General features: G+C 73.7%; 22 protein-coding genes. 15 read left to right on the top strand and 7 right to left on the bottom strand.

Annotated elements, in window-relative coordinates:
• Positions 1 to 25: 25 nt before the first annotated feature.
• The gene (locus tag ACIQWA_RS18130) at positions 26 to 1,507 is read right to left on the bottom strand and encodes an MFS transporter (RefSeq protein ID WP_402483597.1); all 1,482 of its coding nucleotides are present in this window, start codon (positions 1,505 to 1,507) and stop codon (positions 26 to 28) included.
• Between the two features lie 111 nt (positions 1,508 to 1,618).
• Between ACIQWA_RS18130 and ACIQWA_RS18135 the strand changes: the two genes are divergently transcribed.
• Entirely contained in the window at positions 1,619 to 2,497 is an 879-nt protein-coding gene (locus tag ACIQWA_RS18135) for a helix-turn-helix transcriptional regulator (protein WP_402483856.1), read from the top strand.
• Here the strand turns inward: ACIQWA_RS18135 and ACIQWA_RS18140 are convergent.
• Both ACIQWA_RS18140 and ACIQWA_RS18145 read right to left on the bottom strand, forming a co-directional pair.
• On the bottom strand, positions 2,494 to 2,898 hold the full coding sequence (locus ACIQWA_RS18140; protein WP_402483600.1) for a hypothetical protein: 405 nt from the start codon (positions 2,896 to 2,898) through the stop codon (positions 2,494 to 2,496). The two genes, ACIQWA_RS18135 and ACIQWA_RS18140, sit on opposite strands and share 4 nt — an antisense overlap.
• Positions 2,895 to 3,425, bottom strand: a complete 531-nt coding sequence (locus tag ACIQWA_RS18145) for a hypothetical protein (RefSeq protein WP_402483603.1) — start codon at positions 3,423 to 3,425, stop codon at positions 2,895 to 2,897. Before ACIQWA_RS18145 ends, ACIQWA_RS18140 begins: the two co-directional genes overlap by 4 nt.
• A gap of 135 nt (positions 3,426 to 3,560) precedes the next feature.
• Between ACIQWA_RS18145 and ACIQWA_RS18150 the strand changes: the two genes are divergently transcribed.
• The 8 genes from ACIQWA_RS18150 to ACIQWA_RS18185 all read left to right on the top strand — a co-directional run bounded on the left by ACIQWA_RS18150 (position 3,561) and on the right by ACIQWA_RS18185 (position 12,309).
• Entirely contained in the window at positions 3,561 to 4,781 is a 1,221-nt protein-coding gene (locus tag ACIQWA_RS18150; RefSeq protein WP_402483606.1) for a histidine kinase, read from the top strand.
• Complete coding sequence (locus ACIQWA_RS18155; protein ID WP_402483609.1) at positions 4,769 to 5,413, top strand: response regulator; 645 nt, start codon at positions 4,769 to 4,771, stop codon at positions 5,411 to 5,413. The genes ACIQWA_RS18150 and ACIQWA_RS18155 overlap by 13 nt, the downstream gene beginning before the upstream one ends.
• On the top strand, positions 5,410 to 6,195 hold the full coding sequence (locus ACIQWA_RS18160) for a DUF4097 family beta strand repeat-containing protein (protein ID WP_402483612.1): 786 nt from the start codon (positions 5,410 to 5,412) through the stop codon (positions 6,193 to 6,195). The genes ACIQWA_RS18155 and ACIQWA_RS18160 overlap by 4 nt, the downstream gene beginning before the upstream one ends.
• Before the next feature lie 69 nt (positions 6,196 to 6,264).
• Entirely contained in the window at positions 6,265 to 7,434 is a 1,170-nt protein-coding gene (gene dusB, locus ACIQWA_RS18165; RefSeq protein ID WP_402483614.1) for a tRNA dihydrouridine synthase DusB, read from the top strand.
• A 564-nt stretch (positions 7,435 to 7,998) separates the two neighbouring features.
• Complete coding sequence (gene ppdK, locus ACIQWA_RS18170; protein ID WP_360228657.1) at positions 7,999 to 10,707, top strand: pyruvate, phosphate dikinase; 2,709 nt, start codon at positions 7,999 to 8,001, stop codon at positions 10,705 to 10,707.
• Positions 10,708 to 10,927: 220 nt separating this feature from the next.
• Positions 10,928 to 11,440 (top strand): ribonuclease, encoded by a 513-nt coding sequence (locus ACIQWA_RS18175; RefSeq protein WP_360228654.1) that lies wholly within the window; start codon positions 10,928 to 10,930, stop codon positions 11,438 to 11,440.
• Positions 11,441 to 11,521: 81 nt separating this feature from the next.
• The gene (locus ACIQWA_RS18180; RefSeq protein WP_402483617.1) at positions 11,522 to 11,998 is read left to right on the top strand and encodes a hypothetical protein; all 477 of its coding nucleotides are present in this window, start codon (positions 11,522 to 11,524) and stop codon (positions 11,996 to 11,998) included.
• Positions 11,998 to 12,309: a transcriptional regulator gene (locus tag ACIQWA_RS18185; protein ID WP_402483620.1), complete on the top strand. Its 312-nt coding sequence runs from the start codon at positions 11,998 to 12,000 to the stop codon at positions 12,307 to 12,309. The genes ACIQWA_RS18180 and ACIQWA_RS18185 overlap by 1 nt, the downstream gene beginning before the upstream one ends.
• Before the next feature lie 13 nt (positions 12,310 to 12,322).
• Here the strand turns inward: ACIQWA_RS18185 and ACIQWA_RS18190 are convergent, their stop codons facing one another.
• The gene (locus ACIQWA_RS18190; RefSeq protein WP_402483623.1) at positions 12,323 to 13,318 is read right to left on the bottom strand and encodes a hypothetical protein; all 996 of its coding nucleotides are present in this window, start codon (positions 13,316 to 13,318) and stop codon (positions 12,323 to 12,325) included.
• Positions 13,319 to 13,426: 108 nt separating this feature from the next.
• On the opposite strand from ACIQWA_RS18190, the gene ACIQWA_RS18195 reads away from it, so the two are divergent.
• Complete coding sequence (locus ACIQWA_RS18195; protein ID WP_402483625.1) at positions 13,427 to 14,668, top strand: ADP-ribosylglycohydrolase family protein; 1,242 nt, start codon at positions 13,427 to 13,429, stop codon at positions 14,666 to 14,668.
• Positions 14,669 to 14,671: 3 nt separating this feature from the next.
• On the opposite strand, the gene ACIQWA_RS18200 is transcribed toward ACIQWA_RS18195, so the two are convergent.
• Positions 14,672 to 15,406, bottom strand: coding sequence for a GNAT family N-acetyltransferase (locus ACIQWA_RS18200; RefSeq protein WP_402483627.1), 735 nt, complete (start codon positions 15,404 to 15,406; stop codon positions 14,672 to 14,674).
• Between the two features lie 685 nt (positions 15,407 to 16,091).
• On the opposite strand from ACIQWA_RS18200, the gene ACIQWA_RS18205 reads away from it, so the two are divergent.
• The 5 genes from ACIQWA_RS18205 to ACIQWA_RS18225 all read left to right on the top strand — a co-directional run bounded on the left by ACIQWA_RS18205 (position 16,092) and on the right by ACIQWA_RS18225 (position 23,108).
• Positions 16,092 to 17,036, top strand: coding sequence for a PAC2 family protein (locus ACIQWA_RS18205; RefSeq protein WP_360228636.1), 945 nt, complete (start codon positions 16,092 to 16,094; stop codon positions 17,034 to 17,036).
• Between the two features lie 173 nt (positions 17,037 to 17,209).
• The gene (locus tag ACIQWA_RS18210; protein ID WP_402483631.1) at positions 17,210 to 18,229 is read left to right on the top strand and encodes an SGNH/GDSL hydrolase family protein; all 1,020 of its coding nucleotides are present in this window, start codon (positions 17,210 to 17,212) and stop codon (positions 18,227 to 18,229) included.
• Between the two features lie 186 nt (positions 18,230 to 18,415).
• Positions 18,416 to 19,726, top strand: coding sequence for a deoxyguanosinetriphosphate triphosphohydrolase (locus ACIQWA_RS18215; RefSeq protein ID WP_402483634.1), 1,311 nt, complete (start codon positions 18,416 to 18,418; stop codon positions 19,724 to 19,726).
• 90 nt (positions 19,727 to 19,816) lie between these two features.
• A complete protein-coding gene (gene dnaG / locus ACIQWA_RS18220; RefSeq protein WP_402483637.1) occupies positions 19,817 to 21,727 on the top strand; it encodes a DNA primase in 1,911 nt (636 codons plus the stop codon).
• Between the two features lie 145 nt (positions 21,728 to 21,872).
• Positions 21,873 to 23,108, top strand: a complete 1,236-nt coding sequence (locus ACIQWA_RS18225; protein ID WP_402483640.1) for an RNA polymerase sigma factor — start codon at positions 21,873 to 21,875, stop codon at positions 23,106 to 23,108.
• On the opposite strand, the gene ACIQWA_RS18230 is transcribed toward ACIQWA_RS18225, so the two are convergent.
• Both ACIQWA_RS18230 and ACIQWA_RS18235 read right to left on the bottom strand, forming a co-directional pair.
• Positions 23,096 to 24,292, bottom strand: a complete 1,197-nt coding sequence (locus ACIQWA_RS18230; protein ID WP_402483643.1) for a DUF2690 domain-containing protein — start codon at positions 24,290 to 24,292, stop codon at positions 23,096 to 23,098. The genes ACIQWA_RS18225 and ACIQWA_RS18230 overlap by 13 nt on opposite strands.
• 411 nt (positions 24,293 to 24,703) lie before the next feature.
• Positions 24,704 to 26,107, bottom strand: coding sequence for a glutamate decarboxylase (locus tag ACIQWA_RS18235; protein WP_402483645.1), 1,404 nt, complete (start codon positions 26,105 to 26,107; stop codon positions 24,704 to 24,706).
• Positions 26,108 to 26,199: the final 92 nt, after the last annotated feature.

The following is a 26,199-nucleotide window of genomic DNA, read 5'->3' on the forward strand; positions in this document are numbered from 1 at the left end:
GCCCGGGCCCGTGGGCCCGCGGGGCTCAGCCGACGGAGCGGGGCAGGCGGGTGGTCAGGTACAGCACGGTGAACGAGCCCAGCAGCTGGACGCCGAGGCACAGGGCGAGCGCGCGGCCCATGCCGAGGCTGGGGGAGAGGGACAGGTAGAGGGTGCCGAGGGTGGCCACGCCGAGGGCGAGGCTGGACTGCTGGCCGGTGGCGAGGACGCCGCTGCCGACGCCGGCCCGGGCGGCGGGCACCTTGGCGAGGACGACCCGGAACAGCGGAGTGCCGATCAGGCCCTGGCCGATGCCCGCGAGGGCGACGCCGGGGGCCATCCGCAGCGGGGAGAAGTGGTCCGCGTCGGCGAGGACGGTCAGCGCGATGGTGGTGAGGCCGAGGGCCTGGACGACGGCGCCGGCGCTGAGCACCCGGCTGCCCCAGCGGCCGATCAGCCGCGGGCCGGAGAGCGAGGCGGTGAAGTAGCCGACGGCCATCGGGACGAGCGCCCAGCCGGCGGCGACCACGCCGAGCCGCAGGCCCTGCTGGAGGGCGACGGCGATGACGAACATGAAGCCGCCGAAGCCGGCGAAGTAGGGCAGCGCGATGCCGAGGCCGCGCCGCATCTCGGGGATCCGCAGCAGGCTGGGCGGCACCAGCGGGGTGTCGCCGCGGCGCTCGGCGCGGCGCTCGACCAGGGCGAAGGCGGTGGCGAACACCGGGAACAGGGCGAGCAGCACCCAGGACCAGAGCGGCCAGCCGGCCGCGCGGCCCTCCATCAGCGGGACGAGCAGGGAGAGCAGGGAGGCGGTGAGCAGCACCGTGCCGGGCACGTCGACGGCTGCGGCCCGGGTGGCCCGGCTCTCCGGCACGTACCGGACGGCGAGGACGACGGCGAGCAGCGCGAACGGGACGTTCAGCAGGAAGACCGAGCGCCAGCCGGTGCCGAACAGGTCGGCGGCGACCAGCATCCCGCCGAGCACCTGGCCGATCACCACGGAGATGCCGCCGACCGCGCCGTAGACGCTGAGCGCGCGGCCGCGCCGGGCGCCGTCGGTGGCGGCGGTGATGGTGCCGAGCACCTGCGGGATCAGCAGCGCGGCCGAGGCGCCCTGGGCGGCCCGGGCGGCGACCAGGGACCACGCGTCGGGGGCGAGGCCGCAGGCCAGCGAGGTGACGGCGAAGGCGGCGGCCCCGGCGACGAAGAGCCGGCGGCGGCCGAAGGTGTCGCCGAGCCGCCCGCCGAGGACGAGCAGGACGGCGAAGGCGATGCCGTAGCCGGCGGCGACGAGTTCCAGCACCGCTGGTCCGGCGGCCAGGTCCTTGTCGATGGTGGGCAGGGCGACGTTCACGATGAAGAAGTCGAGCATCGGCAGGAAGGCCCCGAGCAGGACGGTGACCAGCCCGGCGGTGCCGAGGGTGGAGGTGTGCGGGGCGGTGGTCTGCGGGGCGGCGGTGCTCGGGGCGGCGGTGCTCGGGGTGGCGGTGCGGGGCGAGGCCGGGGCGACGGCGAGTCGTTGAGTCACGGGTCATACGATCCGCCGCTCCCCAGCCTGGTACCAGAGTGTGGTTATCCAGGTATAAGAAGTACCTGGCAACAGGCTGCGGCGTGCCGCATGCTGGGGAGCATGAGCCTGATGACCCCGGCCGCGCAAGCCCGTCCCGGCACCGCCGTGCCGCACCGCGCCACACCCGACGAAGCCCGCCGGCACGACCTGGCGGCGTTCCTGCGCAGCCGCCGCGAGCGGATCGCGCCCGAGCAGGTGGGCCTGCCGTTGACCGGCCGCCGCCGCACCCCGGGGCTGCGCCGGGAGGAGGTGGCGCAGCTGGCCGCGGTGGGGGTGACCTGGTACACGTGGTTGGAGCAGGGGCGGGACATCCAGGTGTCCGTCCAGGTGCTGGACGCGGTGGCCCGGGCGCTGCTGCTGGACCCGAGCGAGCGGGCGCACCTGTTCACCCTGGCCGGTGCGGACGATCCGGCGCCGGTGCGGGAGTGCCCCTCGGTGACGCCGAGCGTGCGGCTGGTGCTGGACCAGCTGGCGCCGTACCCGGCCGCCGCGGTCAACTCCCGCTACGACATCCTGGCGCACAACGCGCCGTACACCGCCATCGTCGGCGACCTCGGGGAACTGCCCCCGGAGGAGCGGAACCTGATGTGGCTGGCGTTCACCCCCTCCCGTTTCCGCGACGTGCTGGTCGACTACCGGACGGAGCGCCTCGGCATGGTGGCCCGGTTCCGCGCCGCGATGGCCGACCACTCGGCCGAGCCCGCCTGGAAGGCGCTGCTGGCCCGGCTGCGCAAGGCCTCGCCGGACTTCGAGGAGGAGTGGCAGCGGCACGAGGTGATGCGGCCGGGCAACGGGATCAAGCGTTTCCAGGTGCCGGGCGTGGGCCTGCTGCGCTGCGAGTACACCAACTTCTGGCTCGGCCCCCGGCTCGGGACGCGGCTGATCAGCTACACCCCGCTGGACGAGGAGACCCGCCTCCTGATGGACCGGCTGCCGACGCGGGCCTAGCCGCGTATCACCACACCGCGCACCGCCCCGGGTATCGCCTCGCGCCCGAGCAGCAGGCACAGCACCGCCAACGGCAGTTCGACGCAGCAGGCCATCACCAGCGCGGCGAGCACCGCGTGCCCCGGCCCGGCGCAGGCGATGTCGGCCAGGGCGTCCCCGGCCAGCAGCAGCGCCACCACCGCGCCCGCCCAGAGCGCGGCCGGGCTGCGCCGGCGCAGCAGCGCGTCCAACGAGAGCAGCGCGGCGAACTCCGCGAGGTCCAGCACCACCCACGGGGTCTCGTGGTTGACGGCCAGGACCATCAGCCAGGGCAGCAGCCCGAAGGCGGCCAGCCGCGGCAGCCGCTGGAACCGCTCCGGCAGCACGTACGCCGGAGCGCCCGGGACGACGGCGGTGCTCATGCCGCACCCCCGGCCGCGCGACGGACCCGCTCCAGCACGAGCCGCTCGGCCGGCCCGCCGGCCGGGTGCCCGACGAGCACCGCGTCGAACGGCCCCTCGGCCAGGGCGAGCCAGAACTGCCCGGCCACCGTGACCACTTCGGCCGCCGCCGCCCGGGCGGTGCCGAACAGCCGCCGCCCGCCGGTGAACACCACCGAGGGCGCCAGGCCGTCGGCGGGCAGCCGCCCCCAGGCGAGCACGTGCGAGCCCCGACCGGCGGACGGGCTGCGCCGCGCGCCGCGGACCAGCTGCGGAGCGAGCCGGGCGGCGACCAGGACGTCGGCCAACTCGCCGTGCTGGTACAGCTCCAACGCGGCCCGGCCGCGGCCGGACCGGACGCTGCGGACCGACCAGGGCCCGGCCCCGGCGGGCAGCGTCCCATCCGGCCCCGGCGCCGGGCGGAGCGCGCCCCCGGGAACACCCCCGTGGTTCCCGGGGACGGGCCGCCCGTGCGGCGGGGTGGCGGAGTGCGATGCGGTGCTCGTCATGTCCCCAAGCCTTCCGCCGCGAGGGGGGTCCTGTCGGTGGTGCTCCACCCCGAATCGGGGGTGTATCCAGCTACACCCCCGGCCGGTACCCCCCTTCATGGCGGTCGTTGATCACCGGGCCCTACGCTGTCCGGCATGCCTTCCACCACGTTGCGCCGAGCGCTCGTCAGGAGCCTCGGGCGACCACCGTGGTCCGCCGGGGCCTGGCGGGACGCCCGCTTCATCGCCGCCGGAATACCCGTGGCCGCGCCGGTCTGGCTGGCGGTGACCGAGCCCAGCCTGCTCTTCCCGGTCCTCGCGGTCGTGCTGGTCTGCTCCCGCTGGCTCACCGCCCTCCAGCGCGGTCGGCTGCGCGCCCTCCGCGGCGTGGAGGTGCCGCCGCCCGGCGCGCCCGCGGCCCTGCGGCTGGGCCGGCTGCGGCTCGCCCTGGCCTGGCGTCAGTTCGGCTACCACCTGCTGATCGGCCCGGTGCTGGCACTCTGTGCGCTGGCCGCCGGGTACGTCTGGGGCATCGCCCTGGTGCTGACCACCCTGTACGCCTGGGTCTGGCTGCTGCCGCCCGAGGCGGGGCTGCGCGGCGAGCTGGCCGGTCTGGACGTGGCGCTCACCGTGTTCGGCGTGCTGCTGCTGGTGGCGGCGCCCTGGCTGACGACGCTGACAGCCCGGCTGGAGGTCCGCGCGGCGCAGTTCCTGCTCGGGCCCAACCGGGCGGAGAAGCTGGAGCGCCGGGTCGAGGAGATCGCCGAGTCCCGGGCCGGCCTGGTGGACGCGGTGGACGCCGAGCGCCGCCGGATCGAGCGGGACCTGCACGACGGCGCCCAGCAGCGCCTCACCTCCCTCGCGATGAACCTGGGCCTGGCCCGGCGCACCCTCAGGGACTGCCCGCCCGACGCCATGCAGGTGATCGTCGCGGCGCACGAGGAGGCGCAGGCGGCCATCGACGAGCTGCGCGACCTGGTCCGCGGGCTGCACCCGGCCGTCCTGGAGGACCGCGGGCTGGACGCCGCGCTGTCCGGCATCGCCGCCCGGGCCCCGCTGCCGGTGCGGCTGGACGTCGAGCTGTCCGAGCGGATCGCCCCCACCGTCGAGGCGGTCGCCTACTTCACCGTCTCCGAGGCGCTCACCAACGTGGCCAAGCACGCCCGGGCCGAGCAGGTCGACGTCTCGGTGCGGACGGCCGGGGGCGTGCTGCGCCTGGTCGTCAGCGACGACGGCGTGGGCGGCGCGGACGCCTCGCGCGGCACCGGGCTCACCGGTCTGCGCCAGCGCGCCGCCTCGGTCGACGGGACGCTGTCCGTTCTCAGCCCCCTCGGGGGCCCCACCACCATCACCGTGGAGTTGCCGTGCGTGCTGTGATCGCCGAGGACTCGGTCCTGCTGAGGGTCGGCCTGGTCAAGGTCCTGGAGGCGGTGGGCTTCGAGGTCGCGGCGGCCGTCGGGGACGCCGTCGAGCTGCTGGCCGCCGTCGAGGAGCACCGCCCGGGGGTGGTGGTCGCGGACGTCCGGATGCCCCCGGGCTTCCACGACGAGGGGGTGAAGGCAGCGATGGTGATCCGCCAGCAGTGGCCGGACACCGCCGTCCTGCTGCTCTCCCAGTTCGTGGAGGAGCGCTACGCCGCAGACCTGCTGGCGACCAACACCAGCGGTGTCGGTTACCTGTTGAAGCAGCGGGTGGCCAATGTGGACGACTTCGTGGAGGCGCTGCAGCGGGTGGCCGAGGGCGGCACCGCGCTGGACCCGGAGGTGGTGGCCCAGCTGCTGGTGCGCCGGCACCGGGATCCGCTGGAGAAGCTGACCCCGCGCGAGCGGGACGTGCTCTCGCTGATGGCGGAGGGCCGTTCCAACGCGGCGATCGCGGCCGCCCTGGTGGTCAGCGACAGCGCGGTGGCCAAGCACATCAACTCGATCTTCACCAAGCTGGACCTCCCGCCGGCCGACGACAGCCACCGCCGGGTGATGGCGGTGCTGCGCTTCCTGGAGATCACGTGAGCGCGCGGTCCACCAGGGCGTGGCGGATCACCGGGGTGATCGCCCTGGTGTTCGTGCTGGTCATGGGAGGGGCGCAGACCATGGCCCTGGTGGCCCGGCAGTCGCGGACCGAGCAGCAGGTGTTCGTGGCCGAGGAGGTCCACAAGCTGCGGCTGGCCACGAGCAGCGCCTCCGTGCGGATCAGGCCGGGCGTGGAGGGCCGGGTCGTGCTGCGCAAGAACCTCGACTGGACGGTCTCCGAGCCCCGGGTGCGCGCCGACGTGGTCGGCGACACGATGACCGTCGGTGTGGAGTGCCGGCGTTCCCTGCCCTTCTACAACTGCGGCGCCTCGATCGAGCTGGAGGTGCCCGCGGGGACGGAGGTCGCCGGCACGGTGACCTCGGGGTCGGTCGAGGTGTCGGACCTCAGCGGCGCGGTCCGGCTGGACGGGACCTCCGGCGCGATCCTCCTGCACGGGCTGTCCGGCCCGGTCCGCGCCCGCACCACCTCCGGGATGACCCAGGGCACGGACCTCTCCTCGGCGCAGGCGGAGGTGTCCAGCACCTCCGGGTCGGTGGACCTGACGTTCCGGTCGGCGCCGCAGGACGTGAAGGTGCGCGCCACCTCCGGCTCGGTGACCGTGCGGGTGCCGCGGGGCAACCGCTACCGGATCAACGGCGGGACGGGGTCGGGCAGCATCAACATCGACCCGGCCCTGGGCGACGCCGCCAGCAGCAGGAGCCTGGAGGCCGACGTCGGCTCGGGCTCCCTGGACATCGGCTACCGCGCCGATCCGGAGTAGGTGGGGCCGGCTCACCCGGGTGGGGGACAATGGAGAGTCCCGTCCCCCGCTACCCGAGGTCAGCCGCGCATGACAGCCACGCCCGCACCCACCGCGACCGAGACCGAGTTCGCGCCGCTGGACATCGGCCCGATCCGGGTGTGGCCGCCCGTCGTGCTGGCCCCGATGGCCGGCATCACCAACGCCCCGTTCCGCACCCTGTGCCGCGAGCAGAGCGGTGGCAAGGGCCTGTACGTGTCGGAGATGATCACCACTCGGGCGCTGGTCGAGCGCAACGCCAAGACCATGCAGCTGATCAAGTTCGACCCGAGCGAGAAGCCGCGCTCGATCCAGCTGTACGGGGTGGACCCGGTGACCGTCGGCAAGGCGGCCCGGATGATCTCGGACGAGGGCCTGGCCGACCACATCGACCTCAACTTCGGCTGCCCCGTCCCCAAGGTGACCCGCAAGGGCGGCGGCTCGGCGCTGCCGTACAAGCGCAACCTGCTGCGCGAGATCCTGCGCGAGGCCGTCGCCAACGCCGGGGACCTGCCGGTGACCATGAAGATGCGCAAGGGCATCGACGACGACCACCTGACCTTCCTGGACGCCGGCCGGATCGGTGCCGAGGAGGGCGTGGCCGCGATCGCCCTGCACGGGCGCACCGCCGCCCAGCACTACGGCGGTACGGCCGACTGGTCGGCGATCGCCCGGCTGCGCGAGTCCGTCCCGGCGCACGTGCCGGTGCTGGGCAACGGGGACATCTGGTCGGCCGACGACGCGCTGCGGATGATGCGGGAGACCGGCTGCGACGGCGTGGTGGTGGGCCGCGGCTGCCTGGGCCGTCCGTGGCTGTTCAAGGACCTGGTCTCGATCTTCGAGGGCGACGTCGACCACGCCCGCCCCGACTTCGGCTACGTGGCCCGGGCGATGGTGCGCCACGCCCAGCTGCTCGGCGAGTGGCTGGGGGACGAGGCGCGCGGCGTGATCGACTTCCGAAAGCACGTCGCCTGGTACACCAAGGGCTTCTCGGTCGGTTCCGAGCTGCGGGTGAGGCTGGCGAACTCCTCCTCGCTGGCCGAACTGGCGGGGACCCTCGCCGAGGTGGAGCAGACCCAGACCTGGCCGATCGGCGCGGACGGCCCGCGCGGGCGCACCAGCGGCAACGGCCGGGTGGTCCTGCCGGAGGGCTGGTTGGACGATCCGTACGACTGCGCCCGGCCGGGCGAGGACGCCGAATCGGACACCTCCGGCGGATGATCTAGCCGATCCGTCGAATCAGGCCCCTCGGGGCCGCTGGCCACCTGGTCCCAGCCCTCTTGTCCACTCTGGACAGGAGGGCTCCTTTTCGGCGTTCCGAGGTCACGGAACGAGCACATTCCTGGACGCAGTGCGACGATTGACGCAGGCGCCCTACGCTCGAGCCGCGAGACGGGCTGGTGACGCTTGCCACACGCCGGAGCGACTGACGGTCGGTCAGTGGACGGAATGGACAGGTCGAGCGTGAATCGCTTCCCGAAGCCGGTTCGACGCCGATCGGCCGATCCGGGTGCAGGAAATCAAGCCGGGGCAACGCGACCGACCCGCGGTCGCTACCCAGCGTCCGAATCGGGCGATCTTCCTGTTTCCTCGCCTTCAAGACTTGAACGCTGGCTCGCGTCAGGGGGACGATTTCACCAACAGAGGTGAACGCCTTTATGTGCATTCGATCTAGCGGGTTACCGCTCGGTACCGGCCTCGTGTGGCCTATTGAGGGCAGAGAAGTGCCTTCGAAATGGGTATGTTCTCCGGCGTCAGGGCAACCGCGTACGAGGAGACCGACCCGTGCCGTCCCAGCAGAAGTTTGTTTACTCCTTCACCGAAGGAAACAAGGACCTCAAGGATCTTCTTGGCGGCAAGGGCGCGAACCTGGCCGAGATGACCAACCTGGGGCTCCCCGTCCCTCCGGGGTTCACCATCACCACCGAGGCCTGCAAGGTCTTCCTGGAGACCGGTAGCGAGCCGTCCTCGCTGCACGAGGAGATCAGCGCCCACCTGGACGCCCTCGAGCAGGAGATGGGCAAGAAGCTCGGCCAGGCCGACAACCCGCTGCTGGTCTCCGTCCGCTCCGGTGCCAAGTTCTCCATGCCCGGCATGATGGACACCGTCCTGAACATCGGCCTCTCCGACGCCTCGGTGGTCGGCCTGGCCGCCCAGTCCGGCAACGAGCGCTTCGCCTGGGACTCCTACCGCCGCCTGGTCCAGATGTTCGGCAAGACCGTGCTGGGCGTCGAGGGCGAGCTGTTCGAGGAGGCCCTGGACGAGGCCAAGCACGCCAAGGGCACCGTCAACGACCTGGACCTGGACGCTTCCGACCTCCGGGAACTGGTCGAGGTGTTCAAGGGCATCGTCGAGCGCGAGACCGGCCGGCCCTTCCCGCAGGACCCGCGCGAGCAGATGGACCTCGCCGTCCACGCCGTCTTCCACTCCTGGAACGGCGACCGCGCCCGGCTGTACCGCCGCCAGGAGCGCATCCCGAACGACCTGGGCACCGCGGTCAACGTCTGCACCATGGTCTTCGGCAACCTCGGCGAGGACTCCGGCACCGGCGTCGCCTTCACCCGCGACCCCTCCACCGGCGCCCAGGGCGTCTACGGCGACTACCTGTCCAACGCCCAGGGCGAGGACGTCGTCGCCGGCATCCGTAACACGCTGCAGCTGTCCGAGCTGGAGAAGCTCGACAAGAAGTCGTACGACGAGCTGATGGCGATCATGCAGAAGCTCGAGAACCACTACCGCGACCTCTGCGACATCGAGTTCACCATCGAGCGCGGCAAGCTCTGGATGCTCCAGACCCGGGTCGGCAAGCGCACCGCCGCGGCCGCCTTCCGGATCGCCGTCCAGCTGGTCGACCAGGGCCTGATCGACCTGGACGAGGCCCTGATGCGGGTCACCGGCGGCCAGCTGGCCCAGCTGATGTTCCCGCGCTTCGCCCCGACCGCCGAGTCCAAGCAGATCGGCTGGGGCCTGGCCGCCTCGCCCGGCGCCGCGATCGGCAAGGTCGTCTTCGACTCCTACACCGCCGTCAAGTGGTCCCGCTCCGGCGAGAAGGTCATCCTGGTCCGCCGGGAGACCAACCCGGACGACCTGGACGGCATGATCGCCGCCGAGGGCATCCTCACCTCGCGCGGCGGCAAGACCTCGCACGCCGCCGTCGTCGCCCGCGGCATGGGCAAGACCTGTGTCTGCGGCGCCGAGGAGCTGGAGGTCGACACCAAGTCGCGCAAGTTCACCACCGCCGACGGCCTGGTGGTGCACGAGGGCGACGTGGTCTCGATCGACGGCGCCAGCGGCAAGGTCTACCTCGGCGAGGTGCCCGTCCTGCCGTCCCCCGTGGTCGAGTACTTCGAGGGCACCCTGCACGCCGGCGCCGACGTCCAGGGCGGACTGGTCCAGGCCGTCCACCGGCTGATGTCGCACGCCGACGGCCGCCGCCGGCTCGCCGTCCGGGCCAACGCCGACAACGCCGAGGACGGCGGGCGCGCCCGCCGCTACGGCGCCCAGGGCATCGGCCTGTGCCGCACCGAGCACATGTTCCTCGGTGAGGAGCGCCGCAAGGAGGTCGAGCACCTGATCCTCGCGGACAACGACAAGGACCGCGAGCTCGCCCTCTCCACCCTGCTGCCGCTGCAGAAGGGCGACTTCCTGGAGCTCTTCCAGGCGATGGACGGGCTGCCCGTCACCGTGCGCCTGCTCGACCCGCCGCTGCACGAGTTCCTGCCGGACATCACCGAGCTGTCGGTGCGCGTCGCCCTCGCCGAGGCCCGCAAGGACCCGAACGAGAACGACCTGCGCCTGCTCCAGGCGGTGCACAAGCTGCACGAGCAGAACCCGATGCTCGGCCTGCGCGGCGTCCGCCTCGGCCTGGTCATCCCCGGCCTGTTCGGCATGCAGGTCCGGGCCATCGCCGAGGCCGCCGCCGAGCGCAAGCTGGCCGGCGGGGACCCGCGCCCCGAGGTGATGATCCCGCTGGTCGGCACCGTCCAGGAGCTGGAGCTGGTCCGCGACGAGTGCGAGCGGGTGCTCGCCGAGGTCGTCCAGTCCACCGGCGTCCAGCTGGACATCAAGCTCGGCACCATGATCGAGCTGCCGCGCGCCGCGGTGACCGCCGGTCAGATCGCCGAGGCCGCCGAGTTCTTCTCCTTCGGCACCAACGACCTGACCCAGACGGTCTGGGGCTTCTCCCGGGACGACGTGGAGGCCTCCTTCTTCACCGCCTACCTGGAGAAGGGCATCTTCGGGGTCTCCCCGTTCGAGACCATCGACCGGGACGGCGTCGGCTCGCTGGTCAAGCACGCCGTCGAGGCCGGCCGGGCCACCCGCCCCGACCTCAAGCTCGGCGTCTGCGGCGAGCACGGCGGCGACCCGGAGTCGGTGCACTTCTTCCACGAGGTGGGGCTGGACTACGTCTCCTGCTCCCCCTTCCGGATCCCGGTGGCGCGCCTGGAGGCAGGCCGCGCCGCCATCGAGTCGGCGGGCAGCGACTCGCGCTGAGAGGGTAGGCATCCCCTACTCACGCGCGGGTACGACTGACCGCTCACCCTCCCGTCGGGAGGGCGTACACCGGAGCTCGGCGCAGGAGAACCGGCGTACGTGACACGGCCGGGCGGGAACGGACAACGGCGTCCGTTCCCGCCCGGCCGTACGTTCGTGTGGCGCCCGTCATGTGTGTGACACGGCCGCCCGGACGCCGCCGCCTGCCAAGCTGGACCGCATGACCAGAAGCAAGAGCCCGCTCGTCGTCGTGGCCGTCCTGATCCTGGCCGTGCTCGCCGGAGTCGGCTACCTGCTCGCCGGCAAGGGCGGCAGCAGCCACCCCAAGGCCGCCGCGAGCGCCACCACCACCGCGGGTGCCTCGGCGCCCAAGCCTTCGGCGCCCAAGCCGTCCCCGCCGGCCGGCGGCACCCCCTCCGCGGCCGGCACCTGGGTGCCCGCCGACCCGGCGCTGGCGGACGTCTGCCGCACCAAGCTCCCCAGCCAGGCCCAGGACACCCTCGGCCTGATCGCCAAGGGCGGCCCCTACCCGTACAACCGGGACGGCATCGTCTTCGAGAACCGCGAGAGCCGGCTGCCGAAGAAGGGCAACGGCTACTACCACGAGTTCACCGTGGTCACCCCGGGCTCCAACGACCGCGGCACCCGGCGGGTCGTCACCGGCGGCGCCGGCGAGCAGTACTGGTCCGCCGACCACTACGCGACCTTCCAGGAGATCGACCCGCGCTGCTGAGCGACGAGTTCGTGGAAAGTACTTTCCAACTCGGAAAGATGGTGGCACAGTGGAACCACCGTCACTTTCCGAGGGGGAAGCATGAGTGACTCCGTTCCCACCCCGCCGCTGTCCGCCGCCGAAGCGCTGCGCCTGGCCGACCGTGCCGACGCGGCCGCCCGGCGGCCGGGCGTGGTGCCGCGCTGGTACGGGCCGGCCTTCGCCTTCGCGTTCGCCGCCTACGGCCTGGGGATCGGCCAGGCCGTCGAAGCCCGGCAGTTCGCCCTGATCGGCGCGTTCGTGGGCGGCTTCGCCGCCCTGACCGGTGGCCTCGCCCGGGTCGCCGTGCGCAGCGACGGCATCGTCCGCCGGGGCGTGCCGGACGGCATCGGCGGCCCGGTCGCCCTCGCGGTCCTCGCGGTCTGCGCCGCATCGGCGGCCGGGATGCTGCTCGCCTGGCAGGCCGGCGGCGGCCCGCGCTGGATCGGCGGGGCCGCCGGGCTCGCGGCGGGCCTGACCTTCTGGGTGGGCACCGACCGGCTCAACCGCCGGGTCAGGCGCTCCCAGGAGACCGGCTGATGCCCGCCGCCCTCGACCCGCTGCTCCAGCACGCCACCCGGCTGACCGTGCTCGCCTTCCTCGGCGCCTGCCGCGAGGCCGAGTTCGGCGCCGTCCGGGACCACTGCGAGGTCTCCGACTCCGTCCTCAGCAAGGCCGCCACCGCTCTGGAGGAGGCCGGCTACCTCACGGTGAAGAAGGGCTACGTCGGCAAGCGCCCGCGCACCTGGCTCGCCGCCACCTCGGCCGGCCGCGCCGCCCTCGCCGCCCACCTCGCCGAACTCCAGCGGCTGGTCGCCGCCGCCGAGGCGGCCGGCGCCCAACACGCCTGATACGAGGCCGAGTTCACCGGGCCCGCCGCCAGCTGATCCGGCCGTGCGGGCCGTGCGGGCCGGTGGTGACCAGGGCGGTCAGCTCGTGCAGCACCGGCGATGGGTCACGGCGGAGCTGGACCGGGGTGGCGCGCACCACCGGCAGTCCGGCGCCGGCCAGCCGGTTGGCGCGGGCCAGTCCGCGTTCGTGGTCGGCCGGGCGCAGGTGGTAGGCCCGGGAGTCGATCTCCAGCGCCACGCAGGCGTGCGGCCAGTAGGCGTCCGGCACGGCCAGGAAACGGCCGTCCAGGAACAGCACCGGATTCCACAGCGGTTCCGGCAGGCCCGCGTGGGCGAGCAGTTCGCGGGCCTCGCCCTCCACCACCGACCGCACCCCGGCGGTGAGGTCCTCCACCACCCGGGCCACCTGCGGCAGCGCCAGCGCCCCCGGCCTGGTGAGCAACTGGTCCAGCAACTCGCCGAGTTCGCAGTGCCGCCGCTGCACCGCCTCGGCACACAGCGCCCGGAACCGGCGCTGCCCGGTCTCCCTCGGCGCCAGGTCCGCCAGCGCCCGCGCGACCGGGACGCTCCACAGCCCGTCGTCCCGCTCGAAGCCGCCCGGCAGCACCCCGGACGAGCGGTGGATCCGGACGAACTCCTTTTCCCTGACCCGGCGTTGGCCGGGGATCAGGACATCGACCTCGGTCAGGTCGGCCGGGTGCCCGGCGCTCGGCAGCCCGGCGTCCGCCAGCACCGCGAACCCGGTCAGCAGCACCTCGCCGGGCTGCGGCTGCCGCCCCTTCGGGCTCGCGTACGCCAGGGCCGCCCGAAGTCGCTGATGGGCCGTCAACCTCCCGTTCTGCAGACAGATCACACGTGGCAGCACCTGCTGCCAGGGCCCGCCCGGCCGCAGCCGGTGGGCGATCGTGCCGGAGGGCACGCCGAGCCGGCGCAGCTGCGCCCGGGTGGCGATGTGCTGCTGGTCGGCGCCGAGCAGGGCGACGGCGTCGAGCGGATGCGCGCGGGTCATACCCCGGTGGTGCCCACCCGGATCGGAGGTATGCGAAACATCCCTCGTCAGGGGCTTTCCCGTAACGATGTTGACGAATCGGAGGCCGATCCGTTGTGCTGGGGGCACATGATGACCGAACCCAACGGCCCCGCGCTCGACGCGCTCAACGGCCTCTCCGTCGGTGACGCCCTCGGCGCCCAGTACTTCGTCCCGGAAACCGCCCGGGCCCACTTCGCCTCCCGTACCGAACCGCCCGGCCCCTGGCCGTGGACCGACGACACCGAGATGGCCTGCTCGGTGTACGCCGCCCAGCGCGAACGCGGGGCGATCGACACCTTCGACCTCACCCACGCCTTCGCCCGCCGCCACGACTTCGACCGCGGCTACGGCCCGGCCGCCAACCGGCTGCTCCGGCTGATCCGCGAGGGCGGCGACGCCAGGGCCCTGGCCGCCGAACTCTTCGATGGCCGGGGCTCGTACGGCAACGGCGCCGCGATGCGGGTCGCCCCGCTGGGGGCGGCTCACGCGGATGACCCGACGGCCGTGGTCGGGCCCGCCGCGGACACCGCCGTGATCACCCACACCCACCCGCAGGCGGTGGACGGGACGGTCGCGGTCGCGGTGGCGGCCGCGTACGCGGTGCGGGCGCGCACCGAGCCGATGACGCCGAAGGGCTTCCTGGAGGCGGTGGTCGAACTCACTCCGCACGGCGCCCTGCGCGACGCCCTCGCCGAAGCGGTCCGATCGGTGGACGTGCCGGACCTGCGGGCAGTCGCCCGGGCGCTCGGCAACGGCAGCCGGACCTCCGCCGTCGACACTGTCCCGTACGCCCTGTGGTGCGCGGCCCGGAACCTCACCGACTACCGGTCGGCCGTCCGGGAGGCGATCGCGGCCGGCGGCGACATGGACACCGTGGCCGCGATCACCGGGGGAGTGGTGGCCGCGCGCACCGGCAGCCGCGGCATCCCCGCGAGCTGGATGGCCGCCCGCGAACCGCTGCCCGGCTGGGCGTTCCCCGAGCCGGGCAGCGTCCGGGCGGCTCCCGCGGACGACTCGTACCTGAAACCGCTGCGGCTGCCCCGCCCTTGCCCGGTGCCGGACCTCGTCTGGACCGAGGAGCAGTGGCAAGCGGTCAGGTCCGGGCGGATTCCCGGGGACATCGACGGACGGTGGGAGTTCTACACCGCCGAGGGCGTCCTGCACCTGCACCGCAGCTGGACCGGCCACGAGATCTGGCGCGTGCGAGTCGCCCCGGTCAAGGGCGGCGGCTGGCGGCCCGTGTCCGCGCTGGTCGAGGCGTACCCCAAGCACTACACGGGCGAGCCCGAGGTCCCTGAAGGCCTCCTTCGCACGGTGGCCGGGCTGTAGCCCTCAGGCCGTGATCATCAGCTGCCCGGTGCCGCTGCCGCCCTGTCTAAGACACTCCTGGTTGATCGCCGGATCCGGGGCGCTCGGCGAGGTGGCGGCGGCGATCCGCAGCTCGATGATGTCCCGCACGGCCGGCCACTCGGTGTCCAGGATCGAGTAGAACGCGGTCGAGCGCACCACCCCGTCCAGCCCGCGCGAGTGCGCCCGGCGGACGCCCTCGGAGGTCGCGCCGAGCCGCTCGATGGCGGCCCGGGAGCGCAGGTTGCGGGCGTCCGCGCGCAGCGAGATCCGCTGCACGCCCCAGGTCTCGAAGGCGTACCGGAGCATGAGCAGCTTGGCCTCGGTGTTGATGCCGGTGCCCTGGGCGCGCGGGGAGAGCCAGGTGTTGCCGATCTCGGCGGCGTCCGGGACGGCCGTGGCCGGATCGCCGAACGGCACGCCGGGCACCGGCGGCCACACCATGGGCCCCTGCCAGTAGTCGAGTTCCAGGAACCGGGTGGAGCCGACCACCCGGCCGTCGGCGACGTTCACCGTCGCGAACGGCAGCGACCGGCCCGCGGCCTGGTCGGCGAGGGCGCGCGCGATGTAGTCGCGGGCCGCTTCCAGGCCGTGCGGGACGGGGGTGAAGGCGTAGGTCGTACGGTCCTCGGCGCCGGCCGCGGCGATGGCCTCGGCGTGGTGGGCGGCGAGGGGCTCCAACCGAACGGTGCGGCCGGTGAGGAAGACAGGTGCTGGCACGGAACCTTGGTCCTTCATCGGTCGTAGGGCGCAACCGGCGCCGGGGTGCGGCACTGACTGCGGTGGACGGGGGGTCGCCCCGGCCCGGTTTCCGGCTCCGGGTACCCGTGTGCGCCGGAGGATTCCGGTGGGATGGGGCGGAGCGGCGGCCCGGAACGGGCGGCGAGGGTGCCGGAACGGACACGGATCCTCGGACCGGTCCGGCGGGAAGAGCGAGGGGACAGTGTGCGTCCGCGAAATGGCCGAAGAGGGAACGAGTGCGCGAAGGGAAGCAGGCGGCCAGGTGAAGGCAAGATGCGTCGTGGGTGTCTGCCCGAGCAGCGATCCGGGTCGTGATCGACGGCGTTACGGACGACGTGACGACGACGCGACGATGCGAGGCAGCGAGAGGACGATACCCGCCAGAACGCGGTGCGTCACTTCGCGGCACCCGAATGTCGGCGCGGGCCGCCACCGCGCGCCCCGGACGGGGCTGTTGAACACCCGTGAACAGGGGCTTTCCCCCCGGATGCGATCATGGTCCGGAGCGCTCGGCGACGGCCCCGAGCGTGTTGCCGGGCGGGTCGCGGGGCGGGCCGTCCGCGAGAGCGGTCGGCCGGAACGGGAATTCCCGCGCGCCCCGGCACGCTGGAAAGGACGAGAGCCGGTCGGAGCAGGACGAGCAGAGAACGGGGAAGGGTGCGCGGTGCGAGACTTCCAGGCGCTGTACGAGCTGGATGAGCGGGGCGTGGCCGCCGTGGCCGAGGCCAACGCGGAGCTGCGCGACACCGGCGCCGGCCTGGTGCTGCTCCAGCACTTCGAGGGGTTCATGGACGCCGGCGAGGCGGGCGCCCAGGTGGTGGCCCACCTGCTGGAGACGGGCTCCCCCCAGGTGGTCGCCCGCTTCGACCACGACCGCCTCGTGGACTACCGGGCCCGCCGCCCCGCGATGGTCTTCGACCACGACCACTGGTCCTCCTACGACCCGCCGGAGATCCTGCTCCAGCTGGTCCGCGACGCCGCCGGCGCCCCGTTCCTGCTGCTCACCGGCCCCGAGCCGGACGTCGAGTGGGAGCGCTTCGCGCGCGCCGTCCGCGAGCTGGTCGAGCGCTTCGAGGTCCGGCTCAGCCTGGACTTCCACGGCATCCCGATGGGCGTGCCGCACACCCGCCCGGTCGGCCTGACGCCGCACGGCAACCGGCTCGACCTCGCGCCGGGGTACCCGCAGTGGTTCGAGCAGGCGCAGGTCCCGGGCAGCGCCCAGGCCCTGCTGGAGTACCGCCTGGCCGAGGCCGGGCACGACGTGCTGGGCTTCGCCGTGCACGTCCCGCACTACGTGGCCCGTTCGGCCTACCCGGCGGCCGCCGTGCTGATCCTGGAGGCGGTGCAGTCCGCCACCGGTCTGGTGCTGCCCGGCACCCGGCTGCGCGAGCGGACGGGCGAGGTGTACGCCGACATCGAGGAGCAGCTGGCCCAGGGCGACGGCGAGTTGCGCTCCGCCATCCGAGGCATGGAGGGCCAGTACGACGCGGTCGCGGGCGCCGAGGGCCGGGAGAGCCTGCTGGCCGAGCCGGTCGACCTGCCGTCCGCGGACGAGCTGGGGCGGCGCTTCGAGCAGTTCCTCGCCGAGCACGAACGCGGCGCGGAGTAGCGGGAACGGCGTAACGCCGACGGCGCAGCGGGTCCGGCGCGGCGGGGCCGGCGCGGCGGGGCCGCCGTGGCGGGAGTCATCGGCGCCGCCCGTACGTTGAGCGGTGCGGTGCCCGGGGGGACCGGCCGCCGCATACGGAACCGCCCGTGACCCGCACCCCCAGGGGGGACGCCATGCCCAGGACCACCCGCCCGACGACCGTCGCGACGGCCCTCTCGGCCGCCCTGCTGCTGGCCGCCCTGGCCGGGTGCAGCGGCGGGTCGGACGGCGCGGACGGTTCCGACCGGGGCTTCGCGGGCGCCCTGCCCGGCCGCGCCCCGGCCGGGGCGACCCAGACCCCGACACCGACCCCGACCCCCACCCCGCCGCCCATCGCCCCGTACGTGGCACTCGGCGACTCGTACACCGCCGGGCCCCGGATCGCCCCGCAGACCGGCGACCCGGCCGGCTGCGCCCGCTCCGGGGCCAACTACCCCTCCCTGCTGGCGAAGGCGCTCGGGGTGGTGCCCGGGCAGTTCCGGGACGTCAGCTGCAGCGGCGCCCGCACCGGGGACCTCAGGAGCCCGCAGCGGACCGCCGACGGTCCCAACCCGGCCCAGCTGGACGCGCTGACCCCGGACACCCGGCTGGTCACCGTGGGCATCGGCGGCAACGACGCCGGTTTCATGGAGGTCGTGACCGAGTGCGCCAAGGCCACCCTGGCGGACGCGGTCAAGGACCTGGTCGGCGAGGACCGCGCGGCCGCACCCTGCCGGGAGCACTACGCCTCCGGCGGCACCGACGAGGTGCGGGCCCGGGTCGACGCGGCGGGCGAGAAGCTCGGCGAGATCCTCCGGGAGATCGGGCGCCGCTCCCCGCGGGCCCGGGTGTACGTGGTCGGCTACCCGACCCTGCTCCCGGCCGACCCGGCGGGCTGCCGGGCGACCCTGGGCACCACCGTCGCGGCGGCCGACCTCGGCTTCCTCACCGAGAAGGAGCAGCAGCTCAACGGCATGCTCAAGCAGCGTGCGGAGGCCGCCGGGGCGGTGTTCGTGGACACCGCCGGGCCCTCGGTCGGGCATGACATGTGCGCGGGGGAGGACGCCCGCTGGATCGAGCCGCCGTTCCCGGCCCACGGCCTCACCCCGGTCCACCCCAACGCCAAGGGGGAGGAGGGGGTGGCCGCCGCGCTGCTCAGGGCCGTCCGGGGCTGAGTGCCGCCGGGGGGTGAGTCCGCCCGCGCCGGGCGCCGCGGTCGGGCCCCGTGACCGGACCGTTCGGGCCCGGCCGATCCGCCGGGGCGGACACCGGCGCGCCTCCCCCGGTTCACGCGCCGGTCCGCACCCCTTCGCGCGCGGCACACCCCGCGTGTCGGGGGCGCGGCGTACCGTGAGTGGCATATGGATGACACCACGCACCGCCTCGCCGCCCCGCTCCCGTACGACCACGCCGCCGAGGCCCGCTGGGTCCCCGAACCGGACAAGCGACCCGGCCGCACCGCCTTCCAGCGCGACCGCGCCCGGGTGCTGCACTCGGCCGCACTGCGCCGGCTGGCTGGCACCACCCAGGTGGTCGCCCCGATGCGCCGCGACTTCCCGCGCACCCGGCTCACCCACTCGCTCGAATGCGCCCAGGTCGGCCGGGAACTGGGCGCGGCCCTCGGCTGCGACCCGGACCTGGTGGAGACCGGCTGCCTGGCCCACGACATCGGCCACCCGCCCTTCGGCCACACCGGCGAGGAGGCCCTCGACCAGGCCGCCGAGGCCTGCGGCGGCTTCGAGGGCAACGCCCAGTCGCTGCGCATCCTGACCCGGCTCGAACCCAAGCGCTTCGCGCCGCCGGAGGACCAGCCGGCCTCCCGGCTCGCCCCCTGGCCCGGCCGCAGCGTGGGCCTCAACCTGAGCCGGGCCGCCCTGGACGCGGCCACCAAGTACCCGTGGACCAAGGGCGCCCACCCGACCGACCCGGCCTCGCCCAAGTACGGCGTCTACGCCGACGACCTGCCGGTCTTCCGCTGGCTGCGGGCCGGCTCCCCGGCCGGGCGCAAGTGCTTCGAGGCCACCGTCATGGACTGGTCCGACGACGTCGCCTACTCCACCCACGACGTCGAGGACGGCCTCCAGGCCGGCCACATCGACCCGGCCGCGCTGCGCGCCCCCGGCGAGCGCGCCGACCTGTTCAAGGTCGCCGAGCGCTACGCCCCGGACGCCGAGCCGGAGGAGCTCTCCGCCGCCCTGGACCGGCTGCTGGCCCAGGACTTCTGGCCGCAGGGCTACGACGGCACCGCCCGCGCCCGGGCCGGGCTCAAGGACCTCACCAGCCAGCTGATCGGCCGCTTCTGCCTGGCCGCCGAGCAGGCCACCCGCGCCAAGTACGGCCCCGGCCGGCTGACCCGCTACGCCGCCGAGCTGGTGGTGCCGCGGGAGGTCCGGCTGGAGGTCGCGGTGCTCAAGGCCGTCGCCGTCCTCTACGTGATGATGCGCGACGAGCAGGCCCAGCTGCGGGCCCGCCAACGGATCGTGATCGCCGAGCTGGCGTACGTACTGAACCAGCGCGCCCCCGAGGGGCTGGACCCGGTCTTCACCGCGATGTACCACGAGGCGGAGGACGACGGCGCCGCCCTGCGCACCGTGATCGACCAGATCGCCACCCTCACGGACGCCTCGGCCCTGGCCCTGCACGGCAGGCTGGTCGGCGCCTCCTGGACCTGACGCCCACCGCACGCGCACCCGGCGCGGCCCGGCCGGAACCCGGGCCGTAACCCCGGTTCGAAACCCCGGCCGCCCCAGTAGACTTCCGGGGTGGCCGGGCGGATCAGGGACGAAGACGTACAGGCGGTGCGCAGCGCACTGCCGATCGACGCCGTGGTGGGCGACTACGTACAGCTGACCAACGGTGGCGGTGGCGAGTACAAGGGCGTCTGCCCCTTCCACGACGAGAAGTCCGCCTCCTTCTACGTGAACCCCGCCAAGGGCGTCTTCCACTGCTTCGGCTGCCAGGAGAACGGCGACACCATCGCCTTCCTGATGAAGATCGAGCACTTCACCTTCGCCGAGGCCGTCGAGCGGATGGCCGCCCAGGCCGGCATCACGCTGCGCTACGAGGAGGGCGGCTACAGCCCCCGCCACCAGCAGGGCGAGCGCACCCGGCTGGTCGAGGCGCACAAGGTGGCCGCCGCCTGGTACCAGGAGCAGCTGGCCTCGGCGGAGGCGGAGATCGGCCGTCGCTTCCTGGCCGAGCGCGGCTTCGACGAGGAGGCCGCGAAGACCTTCGGGGTGGGCTACGCCCCGGCCGGGTGGGAGCACCTGGTCCGCTATCTGCGCGGCAAGGGGTTCAGCGACAAGGAGATCCTCCAGGGCGGCCTGGCCTCGCAGGGGCAGCGCGGCGGTCTGATCGACCGCTTCCGGGGCCGGCTGGTGTGGCCGATCCGGGACATCGCGGGCGAGGTGGTCGGGTTCGGCGCCCGCCGGCTGCGCGAGGACGACAACGGTCCCAAGTACCTGAACACCCCCGAGACGCCGATCTACAAGAAGTCCCACGTGCTGTACGGCATCGACCTGGCGAAGAAGGAGATCGCCAAGTCGGGCCGCGCGGTGGTGGTCGAGGGCTACACCGACGTGATGGCCTGCCACCTGGCCGGGGTCACCTCGGCGGTGGCGACCTGCGGCACGGCGTTCGCCGAGGACCACATCAAGATCATCCGCCGGCTGCTGATGGACACCTCCCAGTACCGCGGCGAGACGGTCTTCACCTTCGACGGCGACGCGGCCGGCCAGAAGGCCGCGCTGCGCGCCTTCGAGGACGACCAGAAGTTCGCCGCCAAGACCTCCATCGCGGTCACCCCGGGCGGCATGGACCCCTGCGAGCTGCGACTGGCCCAGGGCGACGAGGCGGTCCGGCAGCTGATCGACCACCCCGTCCCGCTGTTCGAGTTCGCGCTGAACACGGCGGTCGCCAAGCACCGGGTCGAGACCCCCGAGGGGCAGGCCGCCGCGATGGAGGAGGCGGCCCTGATCGTCGCGAAGATCAAGGACCCGTCGATCCGGCACGGCTACGCGATCCGGCTGGCCGGCATGCTCGGGGTGAACCCGGGCGACGAGCAGTTCGTGGTCCGCCGGATCTCCCAACTGGCCCGCTGGGAGCGGGAGAAGCAGCAGAACCCGCGCGCCAACGGCCAGCAGCGGCGCAGCGAGCAGCCGGTCGCGGCGCCGCGCCCGCCCGCGTTCCGGCTCAACCCGCGGGACCCGGCCCAGTTCGTCGAGCGGGAGCTGCTCAAGCTGGCGCTCCAGCACCCGGACCTGGTCAGCCCGGCCTTCGACCAGTACGGCGACGACGAGTTCCCGACCCCGCCGTACACCGCCGTCCGGCAGGCCATCGCCAAGGCCGGCGGCACCGCGTACGGGGCGGCCGCGCCCGACTTCACCGGCGCGGTGCGCGAGGCCTCCCCGGACGACCAGGTGCGCTCGCTGGTGACCGAGCTGACCGTCGAACCGGTGCGCTCGCTGCGCAAGGCGGACGCGGTCTACGCGGGGGAGTTCCTGGTCAAGCTGCGCCTGCTGGCGGTCGAGCGGCGGATCGCCGAGGTCCGCGGCTACCTCCAGCGGCTGGGCCACCGGGCGGACGCCGAGCAGCTGCACGCAGTGCAGACCGAGCTGTGGCAGCTCCAGCAGTACGGCGACCAGCTCAAGAGCCGGGGCGCCGCGGCGCTGTAGCGGTTCCTGCTGCGGAGGCGCGCGGGAAGTCCCGTGCAGAAAGTCGGCGCACGAGTCTCGGCCACGGAGCGTGGCGTACCCCACACTGGAGGGCGTCCCACCTCCGTACAGCGCGGGTCCGCCAGAGTCGCGCCCGCCCCGAGGGATGCCCGTGGACCCAGGCCTTGCCGCAGCGACCACCGCCACCAGACGAGCCGAGCCGACCGGACGGGCCGATCCCACCGGGCGGGCCGAGCCGACCGGACGCGCCGATCCCACCGGGCCGCCGACCGGGGAGCTCGAGACGGACCACGGCCGGGCCGGGGCCGCGCCCCCGGACCAGCGGGTCCCCGCCCAGGAGCTGCCGGAGGGCCACCCCGACAGCCCGGAGCCGGAGGCCGACGCCGAGGCCGAGGCCGAGGCCGACGCCGACGCCGACGCCGAGCCGGACCTCGACGACGAGGGCCCCACCGAGCGCTCCGAGGGCGGCGGCCCGGTCGGCGACCTGCTGCGCCAGTACCTGCGCGAGATCGGCCGGATCCGGCTCCTCACCGCAGCCGAGGAGGTCGAACTGGCCCGTCGGATCGAGGCCGGACTGTTCGCCGAGGAGCGGCTGAACGGGGACCCGCCGCCGCCCGACCCGCTGGCCGGCGAGCTGGACTCCCTGGTGGTCCTCGGCCGGATCGCCAAGCGCCGCCTGATCGAGGCCAACCTGCGCCTGGTGGTGTCCGTCGCCAAACGCTACGTCGGCCGCGGGCTGACCCTGCTGGACCTGGTCCAGGAGGGCAATCTGGGCCTGATCCGGGCGGTGGAGAAGTTCGACTACGCCCGCGGCTACAAGTTCTCGACGTACGCGACCTGGTGGATCCGGCAGGCGATGAGCCGGGCGCTGGCCGACCAGGCCCGGACGATCCGGGTGCCGGTGCACGTGGTGGAGCTGATCAACCGGGTGGTCCGGGTGCAGCGCGCGCTGCTGCAGGAGCGCGGAGTGGAGCCGAGCCCGGCCGACATCGGCACCGCCCTGGAGCTCACCGAGGCGCGGGTCCGCGAGCTGCTCCGGCTGGCCCGGGAGCCGATCTCGCTGCACACCCCGGTCGGGGAGGAGGACGACGTCGCGCTCGGCGACCTGATCGAGGACGCCGACGCCGCCTCACCCGCCGAGTCGGCGACCTTCCTGCTGCTGCGCCAGCACCTGGACGCCGTGCTGGCGACCCTGGGCGAACGGGAGCGCCAGGTCGTCCAGCTCCGCTACGGCCTGGACGACGGCCGCCCGCGCACGCTGGAGGAGATCGGCGCGGTGTTCGGCGTGACGCGGGAGCGGATCCGGCAGATCGAGTCCAAGACGCTGGTCAAGCTCCGCGACCACGCCTATGCCGAGCAACTGCGCGGCTACCTCGACTGACCGGGCGGGGCGGCGGACGGGCTCGGCGAGAGCTGCTCGGCCGGAGGCGCCTGGGTCGCGCCCTGCGCCGGTTCGGCCGGGGCCGATGCCGATGCCGATGCCGGAGCCGGTGCCGAAGCCGAAGCGGAGGCCGAGTCGCTCGGCGTGGCCGCCGCGGATTTGGCGCCCGGAGGCGGCGAGGCGGGGCCGATCGGGATCGGGGTGGAGGCCACCACCGTGGCCAGGTCGGTGACGGTCCCGGTGCAGTCGTGCCCGGCGGGCTGGAAGCCGCAGACCTGGAAGCCGACCGAGGGGTTGGCCGCGTTCAGCATCTGCGAGTAGTTGTCGTAGCCCCAGTGGATCATCGCGGTCTCGCTGTCCCCGGTGCTGTCGGTGATCACCGCGTAGTCCTTGGGTTCGCCCTCGGTGATCGCCGCCCAGGCGGCCTGGCAGGTCTGGCTGTAGCGGAGGTAGACGACGACCTTGCCGATGACCGTGGTCTGCAGGGTGCGGGCGTCCTTGCCGCAGCCGGTGGTCTTGGGGTCCTTGTGGGCGCAGCCGAGGGCCCGGCAGTCGGGGGCGCCCGCGGTGGTCGGGGCGGGCCTGCCGGTGGCCGAGCTGCTCGGGGCCGGCCCGTCGGCGGCCGAGGCCTGGTCGTCGCGCCGGCTGAGGTGCAGCCCGGCCAGCACCAGCAGCAGCGCCAGTACGGCCGCACCGGCGACCAGGGCCGCCGGACGGCGCCACCAGGCGACGGCGGGTTCGGCGGTGGGCCCGTCGGTGGGCCCGTCGGCGGCTTCCTCGGCCGGTCCGGCGGCCGGGTCGTCGGTTGGGTCGTCGGTGGGCCCGGCGGTCGGCGTCGGCTCCGCACTCCGGTCCGTAGGCTCCCCGCCCCGGTCCGCGGGCCCCGAGGTCGCTGTCTCCTGGGCCACCGTCTCCTGGGCCACGGGTTCGGCCGCCCGCTGCCGGAGCCGGCGCAGCACCACCGCGTCGCAGTCGACCGCCCCGATCAGCGCCTCCAGCGCCTGCTCGGTGACCACCCGCTTGCCGTTCAGCCAGCGCTCCCAGGAGGCCCGGCTGTAGTGGGTCCGGGTGGCGAGCTCGGACAGTGACAGTCCGGCGGTGTCCTTGAGCTTCCGGAGCTCCTCGGCCAGTAGGCGAGCGGGCTCGGACAGCTCCTCGGGCAGGTCCTTCCAGGCGGAAGCCAACGCGGTCCTCCATGAGTCGCGGGACGTGACGACGGTGGGACGGGGCGGGAGGTGCGCGCCCGGTCCGGCCGTTCGGCGTCTCCTCGTTCTCCAACCTCAGCGGCCCGGTGTCCCAAACTCCAGGTCATGGCGTTGAGACGGACGGAAGTGTCTCACAACCCCCGGGAACCCTCGAACAGTCATGTGTTCGTCGTGCAGAGTTCTCCCTGCCGGTGCGTTCGACCGCCCGGCCGTTTCGTTCGGGCCCCGGCCGGTCGGCCGTGGTCGGCCCGATACGGAGTCCCGGATCCCCCACCGGTCGTGGCAGCCTCACGGGGGGAGGCTGCCCCGACCGACCGGGACCACCCGGTGGGAGGGCGCTTTCCCTGCGCCCTCCCACCGCGGCGTTTCCCGGGGCGCCGAACCCGGCCTTCAGTGGTGGAAGCCCTCGCGGACCGGCACGCCCAGCTTCCGCAGCGGGACGGGCTGGCGGCGCAGCTCCGGCAGCAGCCGGTTGAGGTCGGCCAGCAGCAGGTCGGCGAGGTCCCGGGAGAAGCCGTTGCGACAGACCACCCGGAGCACCGACAGGTCCTGCCGGTTCGCCGGGAAGGTGTACGCGGGGACCTGCCAGCCGCGCTCGCGCAGCCGCCGTGAGACGTCGAAGACGTCGAAGGGGACGTCCTCGGTGGTGGTGAAGGCGAACACCGGGACCTGGTCGCCGCGGGTCAGCAGCCGGAAGCAGTCGAGCTTGCCGATCTCCCCGGCCAGGTAGCCGGCGACCTCCCGGCAGGCGCCCTGGACCGCCCGGAAGCCGGCCCGGCCGAGCCGCAGGAAGACGTAGTACTGCGCCACGACCTGCGCGCCGGGCCGGGAGAAGTTGAGCGCGAAGGTCGGCATCTCGCCGCCCAGGTAGTTGACCCGGAAGACCAGCTCCTCGGGCAGGGCCTCCTGGTCCCGCCACAGTGCCCAGCCGACGCCGGGGTAGACCAGGCCGTACTTGTGGCCGGAGGTGTTGATCGACTGCACCCGGGGGAGCCGGAAGTCCCAGACCAGCTCCGGGTCGAGGAAGGGCGCCACCATGCCGCCGGAGGCGCCGTCCACGTGCACCGGGACGTCCAGGCCGGTGCGCTCCTGGAGCTCGTCCAAGGCCGCGCAGATCTCCGCGATCGGCTCGTACGAGCCGTCGAAGGTCGAGCCGAGGACGCCGACCACGCCGATGGTGTTCTCGTCGCACAGCGCGACGGCCTGCTCGGGGCCGAGGTGGAAGCGCTCGCCCTCCATCGGCGCGGTGCGGGCCTCGATCTCCCAGAAGTTGCAGAACTTCTCCCAGCACACCTGGACGTTGACGCCCATCACGAGGTTGGGCCGGGCCCCGGCCGCGTAGCGCTCGGGGTTGCGGCGCATCCAGCGGCGCTTGAGCGCCATGCCGGCCAGCATGCAGGCCTCGCTGGAGCCGGTGGTGGAGCAGCCGACCGCGGCGTCCGGGTCGGGGGCGTGCCAGAGGTCGGCGAGGATGGCCACGCAGCGCCGCTCCAGTTCGGCGGTCTGCGGGTACTCGTCCTTGTCGATCATGTTCTTGTCCAGGCACTCGGTCATCAGCCGGGTGGCCTGCACCTCCATCGAGGTGGTGACGAAGGTCGCCAGGTTGAGCTTGGCGCTGCCGTCCAGCATCAGCTCGTCGTGGACCAGCTGGTACGCGGTGTCGGCCGCGACCGCCCCCTCGCCGAGCCGGTGCACCGGCGGGGCGAGTTCCATCGCGCCCAGCGGGTCGGTGATGCCGAGGAACGGACTGACGCTCAGCCGGCGGTCGTCGCCGGTCCCCTTGTGCAGGGCCATGGGTGCCTGTCGCCCTTCGCCTCGGTGGCCGTGTCCCGATCCACGCTCCCACCGGGCGCCGGGTGACGCATCTTCACTGCGGACTCCGGCAC

This window comes from Kitasatospora sp. NPDC098652 (genome assembly GCF_044760155.1).
Classification (GTDB): Bacteria; Actinomycetota; Actinomycetes; order Streptomycetales; family Streptomycetaceae; genus Kitasatospora.